The organism is Pseudoalteromonas sp. HL-AS1 (assembly GCF_031198785.1).
In the GTDB taxonomy this organism is placed as follows: Bacteria; Pseudomonadota; Gammaproteobacteria; order Enterobacterales; family Alteromonadaceae; genus Pseudoalteromonas; species Pseudoalteromonas distincta.
In genome coordinates this window covers 2,735,259-2,748,458 of sequence record NZ_CP133569.1, presented here as the reverse complement: position 1 = coordinate 2,748,458, position 13,200 = coordinate 2,735,259, and the positions used below count along the sequence as shown (strand labels likewise).

The following is a 13,200-nucleotide window of genomic DNA, read 5'->3' as shown; positions in this document are numbered from 1 at the left end:
AATAAGGAGTGTTAAATGCGTATTTTTCAAGTTGGCTTACTGTGCTTAGCACTGTTTGTACAATACAGGTTATGGTTTGGTCATAATGGTTTACAAGACTACACACGACTAAAAGGTGCTGTAACGTCGCATCATCAAACCAACGAAAAACTCATTAAACGTAATAAAGTACTTAAAGCAGATATTGAAGACTTAAAGCTTGGCCAAGAAGGCATTGAAGAGCGTGCACGCAACGAATTGGGAATGATTAAACCGGACGAAACATTTATTCGTGTTTTACCGGGCAAACAATATGACAAATAAACAGACTATTGCAGCAATTGTACCTGCGGCGGGTGTTGGCAGTAGAATGCAGCACAATGCGCCTAAGCAATATATACAATTAGCCGGTAAAACCATTTTAGAACACACCTTAGCTAAACTTTCTCAATTACCTCAATTACGCACTATTGTTGTTGCCCTTAGCGACAGCGACCCCTATTTTGACGAACTCCCACTGCTTGATAATCGCATTGTGCGAGCCAGTGGCGGAAAAGAGCGAGCCGACTCGGTGCTTAATAGCTTACTTTTTTTAGCGCCTAACCCGCCTACATGGGTGCTTGTACATGATGCTGCACGCCCGTTAGTTAATATTAGTGATATAGAACGTTTAATTGATGAATGTATACGCGCTGATGAAGGCGGTATTTTAGCTAGCAAAGTAAAAGACACCATAAAACGCGGCCACACTCATGCCCTACAAACGGTGCCGCGAGACGATTTATGGCAAGCACTTACCCCGCAGTTTTTTAAATATGACGAGCTTAAAAATGCACTGCAAAACGCATTAGCAAGCGGGGCTACTATTACCGATGAAGCCAGTGCAATTGAGTGGGTGGGTAAACCGGTTAAGCTTGTAGCAGGTCGTAGCGATAATATTAAAATAACCACGCCAGAGGATTTAGACCTGGCTGGGTTTTTATTACATAAACAACAAAACGAGAGTGGATTATGATACGAATTGGCCATGGTTTTGACGTACATAAATTTGGCGGCGAAGGCCCGTTAACTATTTGTGGTGAAAAAATTGATTACCCACAGGGCTTTTTAGCGCACTCAGATGGTGATGTTGCTATTCATGCATTATGCGATGCTATTTTAGGCTCACTTGCAATGGGTGATATTGGTAAGCACTTTCCAGATACAGCTAGCGAGTATGAAAATATCGATAGCCGTATTTTACTTCGCCATGTGGTGGGCTTAGCTAAAGAACAAGGTTATGTACTTGGTAATGGCGATGTGACTATTGTTGCTCAGGCACCAAAAATGTTGCCACATATTCAAGCTATGCGCGCTAATTTAGCCAGCGATTTAAATTGCGACCTTAGCCAAATTAACGTTAAAGCCACTACTACCGAAAAGCTAGGCTTTGAAGGGCGCAAGGAAGGTATTTCGAGCCATGCGGTGGTTATTATGAGTAAAGAGCTTGCGAGTACAAAAAACGCATGAGCGATTTAAATTATTTATACGGTGCACCGCTTTCTAAAGCTGATTTTAAAACCACAGCTGAAGACTTTATGGTTGATGAAGACTTAGGTATAGAATTTACCGGCAGTGGCGAACACGTGTGTTTGCAGGTGGTTAAAAAAGGCGAAAACACGCAATACGTTGCAAAGCTAATTGCACAGCGTGCGGGTGTTTCACCGCGAGACGTAAGCTATGCAGGCATGAAAGATCGCCACGGCGTGTGCTCGCAGTGGTTTAGTGTAAAAGTACCAATTAAAAAGCCTATCGATTTTAGTGATTTAAATAGTGAGAGTATTTTTATTGTGTCGCAACAGCGCCACGACCGTAAGTTACGTACGGGCTGCCACAAAGGTAATAAATTTACTATTACGCTTCGTAACGTAACCAACCCTCTTGATATTTTATGTCGTATTAACGCAGTACGCGCAGGTGTGCCTAATTACTTTGGCGAACAGCGCTTTGGGCATGGCGGTCATAACTTAGTTATGGCTGAAAAAATGTTTGCCGGTGAGCGTATTCGCGATAAAAAGTTGCGCGGTATTATTATTTCAGCAGCACGATCGCATGTATTTAATCAGTTAGTGAGCCTACGTGTAAAAGAGCATGGTTTAGCTAAAACAATGCACCGTGAAGTATTTATGCTCAGCGGCAGCAATGCATTTTTTGAAGATGCAATTAATGACGAAAACATAGAGCGATTAGCCACCGGCGATATTATGATGTCGGCACCTATGGTGGGAAAAAGCGAAAAAGGCTTAATCGAACAAGAAAAAATATGGCTCGAACCTTTCCAAACATGGTGTGATGGCTTAGGTGAGTTAGGCCTTAAAAATGAGCGCCGAATGCTGCGCTTAATTCCACAAAACTTAACTGTTGAAACACTTGATGAAACCACACTAAAACTAAGCTTTGGTTTGCCAAAAGGGTGTTTTGCAACCGCATTATTACGTGAGCTAGTGGATTACACAGATGCTAGCCCTCGAGAGCGCAAAGAAAAGGATAATGGCATAAATGAAGATACTGTTAAGTAACGATGATGGCGTAAATGCCAAAGGCATTGCGGTTTTATATCAGGCGCTTATACAAATTGCAGATGTAACCCTTGTTGCACCTGATCGCAACTGTAGTGGCGCGAGTAATTCTTTAACACTTATGAACCCGCTACGAGCAACTACACTCGAAAATGGTTTTATGTCGGTTAATGGCACACCCACTGATTGTGTACATTTAGGTGTAAATCAGTTAGCTGATGAAAAGCCAGATCTAGTTGTTGCAGGTATTAACCATGGTGCTAATTTAGGCGATGACACGCTTTATTCCGGTACTGTTGCCGCTGCAACTGAAGGTCGCCATTTAGGTCTGCCTGCAATTGCGGTATCGCTTTGCTCACATAATGGCGATCATTTTGAAACAGCCGCTGCAGTTACCGTCAATATTATTAAAGGCTTGGCTTCGCATCCGCTTCCAAAAGATCAAATAATAAATATTAATGTGCCAGATATTCCATTAAGTGAATTAAAAGGGGTGCAAGTAACACGTTTAGGTGCTCGTCATAAAGCCGAAACGATGACGAAACAAACCGATCCTTGGGGCCGTGATATTTATTGGTATGGATCGCTTGGCACCGAAAGCGATGCTGGTGAAGGCACCGACTTTTACGCAATCAATAATGGCTATGCCTCAGTTACGCCACTGAGTGTTGATATGACAGCTAAAGATAGCTTAAAGGCAGTAGGAGAATGGTTAGCCGATTTGGAGATTAATCGTGCTCGCTAATTATACCCGCAGTGCAAAAGCGCTTTCTGACTTACTAAAGCGTGAAGGTGTTGAAGATACGCAAGTACTTAGTGCTATAGCTGATATTCCGCGCCATATTTTTATAGATGATGTGCTAAAACACAAAGCCTATGAAAATACAGCGCTCCCTATTGGGCACGGGCAAACAATTTCTCAGCCTTACATAGTAGCGCGCATGACAGAGCTACTTCGTTTAGTTGGTGTGCGCAATAAAGTGCTAGAAATAGGTACAGGATCTGGGTATCAAACTGCAATATTGGCCAAAACGTTTACAAAGGTTTACTCGGTAGAGCGTATTAAAACACTTCAGTGGCAGGCAAAAAGACGTTTGCAGCAACTCGATTTATATAATGTAACCATGAAGCATGGCGATGGTTGGCAAGGCTGGCAATCACAAGCGCCGTTTGATGGTATTATAGTGACTGCTGCGGCCTCTAAAGTTCCGCAAGATTTACTTGCTCAGTTGGCCGATGGTGGCGTGTTATTAGCCCCAATTGGTGAGAGCGATCAAAAATTAGTAATGGTTATCCGCAAAGGCGATAATTATAAAGAGCATGTTATTGCTCCCGTTAGATTTGTGCCGTTAGTACCTGGCGATATTGAATAGGAATTCATTTTGAAGTTGTTTACCAAGTTATACGATATGGCCCTAGTGTGGGCAAAACACCGTCATGCGGAACGTTACTTAGCTGCTATGAGCTTTGCAGAGTCAGTTTTTTTTCCAATACCGCCCGATGTAATGCTTGCACCTATGTCGCTTGCACAGCCCAAAAAAGCGTGGCGTTTTGCAAGTTTTGCCACAATAGCATCGGTTGTTGGTGGAGTAGTTGGTTACTTGCTTGGGTTTTGGCTATTTGAACCCGTTGTTGAGCCATTGATTGTGCAAATGCACTGGCAAGAAAAGTTTGATATAGCACTAAACTGGTTTAAGGATTACGGTGTTTGGGTTGTGTTTTTAGCCGGTTTTTCGCCTATACCATATAAAGTATTTACGATTGGCGCAGGTGTTTTACAAATGGCATTTTTGCCATTTTTAATAGCATCAGCCATTGGGCGCGGTGCGCGATTCTTTTTAGTTTCAGCCTTAATGAAGTGGGGCGGAGCTCAAATGGAGCGAAAATTACGTCAGTATATTGAAATACTTGGTTGGGGATTAGTGGTATTAATTGCGCTAGCTTACTTTTTATTGCGTTAAGCGTTAAAAATATCAATTTTCTAATTTAGGGGAAAAATACAATGAATAAACAGTGTTTACTGTATGTAACTATATTTATTAGTATTTTTCTCTTTGGTTGCTCTTCTCGCCATGTTCCTGCACCTGTTAGTAGCTTAAATAATAATGTTAATGATTTGGGTCATACTATTAATATTAATGGGACTAGCTATAAAGTACAAAAAGGAGATACGCTCTACTCTATTGCCTTTAGTGCTGGGCAAGACTTTAGATTACTTGCAAAAAACAATTCAATTCCATCACCTTACACAATTTTCCCTGGGCAAAACATCTCCTTACTCCCTAAGCCCGAAAAAACAAAAAGGGATGAAAAATATACGAATTCGAGTAAAAAGTCTACAAAAAAAACACAAAAAAATAACATAATATTAAAGAAAGAGCTTGATCCCCCAAAACAACGAGAGTATGTTCAGAAACAAGCCAGTAACAAAGTTAGTAATACTAAACGTTTGTCGAGCAGTAAAGTTAAATGGTTTTGGCCCGCAAAGGGCAAAATTACCAAACGCTTTTCTAATAAGGAAAACGGTTATAAAGGTTTACAGATTACTAATCGCAAAGGGGCTTCAGTCTTAGCTGCGGCACAAGGAACAGTGGTGTACGCGGGTAACGCCCTTCGAGGTTATGGCAGTTTAATCATATTGAAACATAATGATGATTACCTAAGTGCTTATGCACATAACTCGAAATTACTTGTTAAAGAAAAGCAGAAGGTTAAGGCAGGACAAAAAATAGCAGAAATTGGTAATTCAGAATCTCCGGTCACCGCGCTTCGCTTTGAAATTCGCTACCGAGGGCAAGCTGTCAATCCTGCTAAATACCTACCCTAATTTTTAGGTATTGATAATTGCTCGGGAGAAGGCTTATGGCTAGCGCAGCAAAACTTGACAAACATACTACGACTGACGAAAAATTCGATGACATCGATGTTGATGAAAGTACAGCTCTACTAGATAAAGTAGACGACGATGAAATATTTGCTAAAGAAGAAGTAACTAAAAATCTTGACGCAACTCAACTTTATTTAGGTGAAATTGGTTTTTCTCCTTTGCTTAGTGCTGAAGAAGAAGTGTTTTTTTCTCGCAAATCACTTCGAGGCTGTGAAGCCTCACGTAAACGTATGATTGAAAGTAACTTACGTTTGGTTGTTAAAATAGCACGTCGCTACAATAATCGCGGCCTTGCTTTACTTGATTTAATTGAAGAAGGTAATTTAGGCTTAATTCGCGCAGTTGAAAAATTTGACCCTGAGCGTGGATTTAGATTCTCTACTTACGCTACATGGTGGATACGTCAAACAATTGAACGTGCCATTATGAACCAAACGCGTACCATTCGCTTACCTATCCATGTAGTTAAAGAACTTAATGTTTACCTGCGTACAGCACGTGAATTAACTCAAAAGCTTGACCATGAGCCAACAGCTGACGAAATTGCAGCTTGCCTAGATAGACCCGTTGAAGACGTTACTAAAATGCTACGTTTAAACGAAAGAATTGCATCAGTAGACATGCCTATTGGTGTCGAAAACGACAGTGTACTACTTGATATCATCCCAGATGAAAAAAGTGCTGGCCCTGAAGGCGAAGTACAAAATAATGATATTAATAAACATATTGTAGACTGGTTAGGAGAATTAAACCCTAAACAACGTGAAGTATTGGCACGTCGATTTGGATTGCTTGGTTATGAGCCATCAACACTTGAAGATGTAGGTCGTGAGATAGGCTTAACACGTGAGCGTGTAAGACAAATTCAGGTAGAGGCATTACGTCGTTTAAAAGACATTTTGCAACAAGAAGGTTTAAGTACAGATAGCTTGTTTAATCAGTTTTCGTAACTAGTTAAATAGTATAAGAGACTATGTGTGTTAAAAAGCCGAATAATTTATTCTTCGGCTTTTTTTATGCTTGTAAATCAGATGATATAAATTACAACAATGCTTTTAGTTTATATAACAAATCGTGCGCTTGGCGTGGCGATAAATTATCAGGGTCAATTGCACTTAACTGCTCTTCAACTTCAGAAGGTGTACTTTGTGCAATTTCGTTATTAAAAGTAAAGGCTTGCTGCTCTGTATTTGGTGCAGTAACGCTTTGATGATTTTCAAGCAACTTAAGTTTTTGCTTTGCTTGTGCAATCACAGCTTTTGGCACACCTGCAAGAGCGGCTACTTGTAAACCAAAGCTTTTGCTTGCTGCACCGTCGAGAACTGTATGCATAAATGCAATCGTGTCGTTATGTTCTATTGCATCAAGATGCACGTTTACAAGGCCCGTGGTTTGCTCAGCAAGTTCTGTTAATTCAAAGTAGTGCGTAGCAAACAATGTTTTAGCAGATATTTTTGATGCTAAATGATCGGCTGTTGCATAGTAAGCGTCTAGCGAACCACACCTAGCATCGATGCTCTGATTATCTAAAAATACCTGCTCAATGATAAATTCGGAGCAGGTGATGAAAACTTACAGAACAAGCGCACAGTGGCAGCAGCTTTTGCTGAAACGCAGTACGTTTAGTGGTACTAATATTGAATTCTGCCAACACCATAATGTCGCTATTACGACTTATTATAAACAACGTGCTTTACTGGCAAAAGACCAGCCTAATTCCACCTTGCCAGTGCACACGCAGTGCCTTACATCATCACGTTTTGTCCAGGTAAAACAAACTACTGAAGTCTGCGCGCAAACTCGTCAAAATACGCTGCAGTTTGATACGCTAACCGGCCAACTCACGTTTCCTATCGATTTAGCGACGGCCGATATCGTTGCCATTATTAAAGGGCTAACGGTATGAGGATGTTCGTTGATGTACCCACCGTCTATTTATGTGCCGATGCCGTTGATTTTCGAAAATCAATTAATGGTCTGGCGGCGTTGGTGGAAGCAGAGCTTGAACTACCCGTGCTCAGTGGTGCGCTATTTGTGTTTTGTAATAAAGGCCGTGACAAACTCAAACTGCTTTACTGGGATAACACCGGTTTTGCACTGTGGTATAAGCGATTAGATAAGCATAAGTTCAAATGGCCCAAACTCATGTCACCCACCATGACCTTAAGCGAGCAGCAATTACACTGGTTATTATCGGGTTATGATGTGATTGGACACAGTAAAATTGATGTCGCAGGTAAGAAAATGCTTTAATATTTGCGATCGATTGATGATCATCAAAGTGAGTTCAGTTAGCACTGCAAAGCCTTTGATGATGCCTTAAAATAGGCGTCATGAAAAATGAACTCGCCCTTAAACAGCGCATTGCTGAACTTGAAAAACTGTTAGCGCAGAAGGATGCCCAGATTGCGGCATTGGAAGAGCGCTGGAGCTTGGCCCAACAAAAACAATTCGGCAAAAGTGCTGAAGGCTTTGCCGGGCAAGGCGAGTTATTCAATGAAGTGGAAGAAATTGTTGAGGAAGTTGAGGCAGAGCAACAATCCATTAGCTATACCCGTAAAAAGCCGGTGCGTAAGCCACTGCCAAAAGACTTACCTCGTGAGCAGGTTATTCACGACATCATCGACAAAACATGTGATTGCTGTGGCGGTGAGCTACATAAAATGGGTGAAGATAAGTCAGAAAAGCTTGAGTTCATACCCGCTAAAATCAAAGTGATTGAGCATATTAGGCCTAAATACGCCTGCCGTCACTGTGATAAATCCTCAACTCAGACACAGATTAAACAAGCCTCAATGCCTGCCATGCCCATCAACAAAGGCATTGCAACCAGCAGTTTGCTCAGTCAGCTTATCACCAGTAAATACCAATACGGGTTACCGCTGTATCGCCAGGAAGCGATGTTTAAGCAATACGGTATTGAACTCAGTCGACAGACCATGAGCAGCTGGATAGACAAATCAGCCACACTCTTCGCGCCATTAGTTGAACGGCTTAAAGCCGAGCTGTTAAGGCAACCCACGCTGTTTGCCGATGAAACGCCATTAAAGGTGGTGAAATCGGACAAAGTAAACAGTTACATGTGGGTGTATTGCTCGGGTCGAGATTCACCAGACCCGAATAATCCTATCCCTAATATCGTACTTTACGACTTCCACAATAGTCGCGCGGCCGCCTGCGTGGTCAATTATCTTGATGGATATCAAGGGTACTTGCACGTGGATGGCTATCAAGCCTATGCCAGAACAGAGGCAACCTTAATCGGCTGCTGGGCGCATGCTCGTCGTAAATTTATCGACGCGAAAAAGCTACAAGGTAAAAACAAAACCGGCAAAGCGGATGTGGTATTGAGCCTTATCCAAAAACTGTACGGCGTTGAGTCACGCATCAAAGATAAAAGTGTGGATGACAAATATACGGCAAGACAAGAGGTTAGCCTGCCTATTCTTAGCAAGCTAAAAATATGGCTTGAGCAGGATCAGCCAAATTTAGTGGGGAACAGCAAACTGATAGAGGCAGCTAATTACCTGGCAAATCAATGGCACAAGCTCATACGCTATGTTGATGATGGCCGACTTAGCATCGATAATAATAGAGCAGAACGCGCGGTAAAACCGTTTGTGATAGGCCGAAAGAATTGGTTATTTAGCCAAACGGCTAACGGTGCCCATGCTAGTGCCACCCTTTACAGCATTGTGGAAACCGCCAAGATAAATGGTCTAATCCCATTTAATTACATCTGTGCTTGCCTTGATGAACTGTGCCAGCCTGAGCCCGATATCGACAGCTTGTTACCCTGGAATTTTAAAACATAGGTGTAGTTCGCTAGACGCTCACGTTGCATACGCAAGCGAAAGCCCATCGTAGGTACTTGTACCACGACCAATTTCATCCATTAATACTAAAGACTGCGCAGTCGCATTATTTAAAATCGTTGCTGTTTCGGTCATTTCTACCATGAAGGTTGAACGCCCTGATGCTAAATCATCGCTTGCACCAATACGTGTAAATATACGGTCGATATTACCGATTTTAGCGCTGTCAGCGGGCACATAACTGCCAATGTGAGCCATTAGAACAATAAGTGCTGTTTGGCGCATATAAGTTGATTTACCGCCCATGTTTGGACCGGTAATAATTAGCATTTTACGCTGAGAATTTAACTCTACAGGGTTGGCAATAAACGGTTCTTTCATTACTTGCTCAACAACAGGGTGACGACCTTGTTTAATGCTTATATTGTCGTTATCGCACAATTGTGGTTTTGCATAATTGAGTGCAAATGCACGCTCAGCTAAATTGTTTAAAACGTCCAGATCAGCCAGTGCTGCAGCCATCATTTGTAATTGCTCAATATGCGGAGCAATAAATCTAAATAGCTCTTCATATAATTGCTTTTCAAGCGCGAGAGCTTTTGATTGGCTACCGAGTACTTTATCCTCGTGTTCCTTAAGCTCTGGAATAATGTAACGTTCGTTATTTTTAAGCGTTTGGCGACGAATGTAGTCGGCTGGAACCAAGTGCGCGTTAGCTCTACTTACTTCTATAAAAAAGCCGTGTACTCGGTTATAGCCAATTTTTAATGTACTAATTCCTGTACGTTCACGCTCGCGTTGTTCAAGCTGTTCAAGTACATCGGTGGCACCTTTGCTTAAGTTACGCCACTCATCAAGCTCACTGTTGTAACCAGGGGCAATAACACCACCGTCACGAATTAGTACCGGTGGGTTATCGATAACTGCACGTTCTAATAACGCTTGTAAATCAGGGAGTTCAGGCGAGTGCTTGATGATACCTGCTATACGAGGATCGTTAGCGTCAGCTAACAAAGTATGCAGTGGTGCAAGTGCTTGTAGCGCACTGCGCAGGCGAGTTAAATCACGCGGGCGTGCAGTACATAAAGCAAGGCGTGCAATAACACGCTCTACATCACCAATCTCTTTTAATGATTCGTGTAATTCACCGCCAAGCTGCGCATCTAAAATAGCGCTAATTGCATTTAAACGTGAATTTAGCTCGTCTTTATTACGAATTGGTGTATGAATACGGCGCTTAAGTAAGCGAGAACCCATTGGCGTTGCTGTTTTATCAAGTACTTGAGCAAGTGTATTTTCAAACCCGCCCGATAAATTAACAGTTAATTCTAAATTTTTACGGGTAGCGGCATCTAAAATAACAGCGTGTTCGTTGTGCTCAAGCGTAATTGCACGAATATGCGGCAGTGCAATACGTTGTGTATCTTTTACGTATTGCATTAGGCAACCTGCAGCAACAAGCGCGCTGTGGGCTTTATCTACCCCAAAACCCACTAAATCCTTAGTACCAAATTGATCGCATAATAAGTGCTGAGCCGTATCTAAATCGAACTCCCATTCTGGGCGACGGCGGGCACCTTTTATATGTTCAATTAAATGAATGTTCTCAAAGCTTTCGCTATACAGAAGTTCTGCTGGTGATAGGCGTTGAATAGTTGAGCTAAAGGCTTCGTCGGTATTTACTTCGACAATATTAAAACGACCAGAGTTAATGTCTAAATAAGCAATACCGTATAAGCCTTTTTTACTTTGCCAAACGCTGGTAAGGAGATTGTCTTGTCGTTCTTGTAAAAGTGCTTCATCAGAAATTGTACCGGGTGTAACTATACGCACTACTTTACGATCAACAGGGCCTTTACTGGTTGCAGGGTCTCCCACTTGTTCGCAGATAGCGACTGATTCACCCATTTGGACTAGACGTGCTAAGTAGTTTTCTACCGCATGGTAAGGTACACCCGCCATAGGGATAGGATCGCCGCCAGCTTTACCACGATGAGTTTGCGAAATATCGAGTAATTGAGCGGCGCGTTTAGCGTCATCAAAAAAAAGTTCGTAAAAATCGCCCATACGATAAAACAATAAAATATCGCGATGCTCTGATTTTATTTTTAGATACTGCTGCATCATAGGGGTTTGTTGTTTTATAGTGTGTGGTGCATAAAGATCAAACGACATGTATTTACCCAAAGGCTGAATATGGAATTACATCAAGAGATTAAAACACTTGCTGCGCAATTAGGCGCTATTTTAACGGATAAATGCTTATGGATCACTACTGCTGAGTCATGTACTGGTGGCGGAGTGAGTTATGCGCTTACCGATACACCTGGAAGTTCAGCTTATATCGACCGTGCATTTATCACTTATAGTAACCAAGCAAAGCAAGATTTGCTCAATGTTAGTGCTAGTACATTAAATCAATACGGTGCTGTGAGCGAGCAAACAGTCCATGAAATGGCAGTAGGTGCTATTAAAGCAACAAACGCTAATATATCTATAGCTGTATCGGGCATTGCAGGGCCTGGCGGGGCGACAGAAGGTAAACCTGTTGGACTTGTATGGTTTGGCATACAAATTGATGACAAAGTACTGACCTTTAAACAAATATTTACTGGTGATAGGGCTCAAGTAAGGCTGCAAGCTATTGTATTTGCATTAAAAAGTGTAATAGATGAGATAAAATGAAAAAATTAGCTTGATACTGTGATTTCATACAGTATACTTGTTCGCATTAGCTGGATTGGAGAACAAAATGAACGATAACAAACAAAAAGCGTTAGACGCAGCACTATCACAAATTGAACGTCAATTTGGTAAAGGCTCAATTATGAAATTGGGTGACAACAAAGCGTTAAACATTGAATCTGTATCTACAGGTTCACTAGGTATTGATATTGCCTTAGGCATAGGTGGCTTACCTATGGGACGTATTGTTGAAGTGTATGGTCCTGAGTCATCTGGTAAAACAACGCTTACTTTACAAGTTATCGCAGAAGCTCAAAAAGAAGGTAAAACATGTGCCTTTATTGATGCTGAGCATGCTCTAGATCCTGTATATGCACAAAAACTAGGTGTAAATATTGATGACCTTTTTGTATCTCAACCTGATACAGGTGAGCAAGCACTAGAAATTTGTGACATGTTAGTACGTTCAAGCGCAGTAGACGTTGTTATTATTGACTCGGTTGCTGCACTTACACCAAAAGCTGAGATTGAAGGCGACATGGGCGACTCGCACATGGGCTTGCAAGCACGTTTAATGTCACAAGCATTACGTAAGCTTACTGGTAATATTAAACGTTCTAACACGTTATGTATTTTCATTAACCAAATCCGTATGAAAATTGGTGTTATGTTTGGTAACCCAGAAACAACAACGGGTGGTAATGCACTTAAGTTTTACGCATCGGTACGTATTGATATTCGTCGTATTGGTTCGGTGAAAGAAGGTGATGAAGTTGTTGGTAACGAAACCCGCGTTAAAATTGTTAAAAACAAAGTTGCGCCGCCGTTTAAACAAGCTGAATTTATCATCATGTATGGCGAAGGTATTTCTAAGCAAGGCGAGTTAATTGACTTAGGTGTTAAGCATAAAATTGTTGAAAAAGCAGGTGCTTGGTATAGCTACTGTGGCAACAAGGTTGGCCAAGGTAAATCTAACTCAATTAAGTTTTTGAAAGAAAACCCAGAAATTGCAGATGAGATTGAAGGTAAGTTACGCGAAATGCTTTTACTAAAAGCAACTATTGAACCAGAAGATGGTGAAGATAAGTTAGGCGACGATCCAGACCTTTAAACTGCACCCAAATGAGTTTTTAAGCTTGATTTGACCCGAGCTTTAAAAAGCGCTGATCAGTAATGATTAGCGCTTTTTTGTTGTTAAAAACTTAGAGTAGATAACCTGAGCTCTGGATAATAAATCTATCTCGAGCAGCTATTTTCAGCACTAACTGCGTTGAAT

General features: G+C 41.5%; 14 protein-coding genes and 2 pseudogenes. 14 read left to right on the top strand and 2 right to left on the bottom strand.

Annotated elements, in window-relative coordinates; all coding sequences use genetic code 11:
- The first annotated feature begins 15 nt into the window (after positions 1-15).
- Genes ftsB through rpoS form a run of 9 tightly spaced genes read left to right on the top strand, consistent with a single transcriptional unit; the run spans position 16 to position 6,374 of the window.
- Positions 16-303, top strand: a complete 288-nt coding sequence (gene ftsB / locus RB214_RS12760) for a cell division protein FtsB (RefSeq protein ID WP_002958963.1) — start codon at positions 16-18, stop codon at positions 301-303.
- A complete protein-coding gene (gene ispD, locus RB214_RS12755) occupies positions 293-994 on the top strand; it encodes a 2-C-methyl-D-erythritol 4-phosphate cytidylyltransferase (RefSeq protein WP_165743875.1) in 702 nt (233 codons plus the stop codon). Before ftsB ends, ispD begins: the two co-directional genes overlap by 11 nt.
- Positions 991-1,488, top strand: a complete 498-nt coding sequence (gene ispF / locus RB214_RS12750) for a 2-C-methyl-D-erythritol 2,4-cyclodiphosphate synthase (protein ID WP_024604077.1) — start codon at positions 991-993, stop codon at positions 1,486-1,488. Before ispD ends, ispF begins: the two co-directional genes overlap by 4 nt.
- Positions 1,485-2,537, top strand: coding sequence for a tRNA pseudouridine(13) synthase TruD (gene truD / locus RB214_RS12745; protein WP_309167303.1), 1,053 nt, complete (start codon positions 1,485-1,487; stop codon positions 2,535-2,537). The genes ispF and truD overlap by 4 nt, the downstream gene beginning before the upstream one ends.
- The gene (gene surE / locus RB214_RS12740; RefSeq protein WP_024600608.1) at positions 2,518-3,282 is read left to right on the top strand and encodes a 5'/3'-nucleotidase SurE; all 765 of its coding nucleotides are present in this window, start codon (positions 2,518-2,520) and stop codon (positions 3,280-3,282) included. The genes truD and surE overlap by 20 nt, the downstream gene beginning before the upstream one ends.
- Positions 3,272-3,910, top strand: a complete 639-nt coding sequence (locus RB214_RS12735) for a protein-L-isoaspartate(D-aspartate) O-methyltransferase (protein WP_309167302.1) — start codon at positions 3,272-3,274, stop codon at positions 3,908-3,910. The genes surE and RB214_RS12735 overlap by 11 nt, the downstream gene beginning before the upstream one ends.
- A gap of 9 nt (positions 3,911-3,919) precedes the next feature.
- On the top strand, positions 3,920-4,498 hold the full coding sequence (locus RB214_RS12730; protein WP_309167300.1) for a YqaA family protein: 579 nt from the start codon (positions 3,920-3,922) through the stop codon (positions 4,496-4,498).
- 41 nt (positions 4,499-4,539) lie between these two features.
- Positions 4,540-5,364, top strand: coding sequence for a peptidoglycan DD-metalloendopeptidase family protein (locus RB214_RS12725; protein ID WP_309167297.1), 825 nt, complete (start codon positions 4,540-4,542; stop codon positions 5,362-5,364).
- 35 nt (positions 5,365-5,399) lie between these two features.
- Positions 5,400-6,374, top strand: a complete 975-nt coding sequence (rpoS, locus tag RB214_RS12720; protein WP_024600611.1) for an RNA polymerase sigma factor RpoS — start codon at positions 5,400-5,402, stop codon at positions 6,372-6,374.
- 91 nt (positions 6,375-6,465) lie between these two features.
- Here rpoS and RB214_RS12715 read toward each other — a convergent pair.
- Positions 6,466-6,918, bottom strand: a pseudogene (locus RB214_RS12715) (DNA mismatch repair protein MutS); the annotation flags it as partial.
- 70 nt (positions 6,919-6,988) lie between these two features.
- On the opposite strand from RB214_RS12715, the gene RB214_RS12710 reads away from it, so the two are divergent.
- The 3 genes from RB214_RS12710 to RB214_RS12700 all read left to right on the top strand — a co-directional run bounded on the left by RB214_RS12710 (position 6,989) and on the right by RB214_RS12700 (position 9,239).
- Positions 6,989-7,330 carry a hypothetical protein gene (locus RB214_RS12710; RefSeq protein ID WP_008467385.1) on the top strand — a complete coding sequence of 114 codons (342 nt, stop codon included), beginning with the start codon at positions 6,989-6,991 and terminating at the stop codon, positions 7,328-7,330.
- Entirely contained in the window at positions 7,327-7,677 is a 351-nt protein-coding gene (gene tnpB, locus RB214_RS12705) for an IS66 family insertion sequence element accessory protein TnpB (protein ID WP_024604009.1), read from the top strand. The genes RB214_RS12710 and tnpB overlap by 4 nt, the downstream gene beginning before the upstream one ends.
- An 80-nt stretch (positions 7,678-7,757) precedes the next feature.
- Complete coding sequence (locus RB214_RS12700) at positions 7,758-9,239, top strand: IS66 family transposase (RefSeq protein WP_002963282.1); 1,482 nt, start codon at positions 7,758-7,760, stop codon at positions 9,237-9,239.
- A 21-nt stretch (positions 9,240-9,260) separates the two neighbouring features.
- On the opposite strand, the pseudogene mutS reads toward RB214_RS12700, so the two are convergent.
- A pseudogene (mutS, locus tag RB214_RS12695) lies at positions 9,261-11,414 on the bottom strand (DNA mismatch repair protein MutS); the annotation flags it as partial.
- A 21-nt stretch (positions 11,415-11,435) separates the two neighbouring features.
- Between mutS and RB214_RS12690 the strand changes: the two are divergent.
- Together RB214_RS12690 and recA are read left to right on the top strand one after the other, a co-directional pair.
- On the top strand, positions 11,436-11,924 hold the full coding sequence (locus RB214_RS12690; RefSeq protein ID WP_309167296.1) for a nicotinamide-nucleotide amidohydrolase family protein: 489 nt from the start codon (positions 11,436-11,438) through the stop codon (positions 11,922-11,924).
- A gap of 67 nt (positions 11,925-11,991) precedes the next feature.
- Positions 11,992-13,035 (top strand): recombinase RecA, encoded by a 1,044-nt coding sequence (gene recA, locus RB214_RS12685; protein ID WP_182701119.1) that lies wholly within the window; start codon positions 11,992-11,994, stop codon positions 13,033-13,035.
- The last annotated feature ends 165 nt before the right edge of the window (positions 13,036-13,200 follow it).

What these genes read in the sequence shown, in the direction of transcription:
- ftsB (WP_002958963.1), top strand. Translation starts at nt 16, where the DNA reads ATGCGTATTTTTCAAGTTGGCTTACTGTGCTTAGCACTGTTTGTACAA.
- ispD (WP_165743875.1), top strand. Translation starts at nt 293, where the DNA reads ATGACAAATAAACAGACTATTGCAGCAATTGTACCTGCGGCGGGTGTT.
- ispF (WP_024604077.1), top strand. Translation starts at nt 991, where the DNA reads ATGATACGAATTGGCCATGGTTTTGACGTACATAAATTTGGCGGCGAA.
- truD (WP_309167303.1), top strand. Translation starts at nt 1,485, where the DNA reads ATGAGCGATTTAAATTATTTATACGGTGCACCGCTTTCTAAAGCTGAT.
- surE (WP_024600608.1), top strand. Translation starts at nt 2,518, where the DNA reads ATGAAGATACTGTTAAGTAACGATGATGGCGTAAATGCCAAAGGCATT.
- RB214_RS12725 (WP_309167297.1), top strand. Translation starts at nt 4,540, where the DNA reads ATGAATAAACAGTGTTTACTGTATGTAACTATATTTATTAGTATTTTT.
- rpoS (WP_024600611.1), top strand. Translation starts at nt 5,400, where the DNA reads ATGGCTAGCGCAGCAAAACTTGACAAACATACTACGACTGACGAAAAA.
- RB214_RS12710 (WP_008467385.1), top strand. Translation starts at nt 6,989, where the DNA reads ATGAAAACTTACAGAACAAGCGCACAGTGGCAGCAGCTTTTGCTGAAA.
- tnpB (WP_024604009.1), top strand. Translation starts at nt 7,327, where the DNA reads ATGAGGATGTTCGTTGATGTACCCACCGTCTATTTATGTGCCGATGCC.
- RB214_RS12700 (WP_002963282.1), top strand. Translation starts at nt 7,758, where the DNA reads ATGAAAAATGAACTCGCCCTTAAACAGCGCATTGCTGAACTTGAAAAA.
- RB214_RS12690 (WP_309167296.1), top strand. Translation starts at nt 11,436, where the DNA reads ATGGAATTACATCAAGAGATTAAAACACTTGCTGCGCAATTAGGCGCT.
- recA (WP_182701119.1), top strand. Translation starts at nt 11,992, where the DNA reads ATGAACGATAACAAACAAAAAGCGTTAGACGCAGCACTATCACAAATT.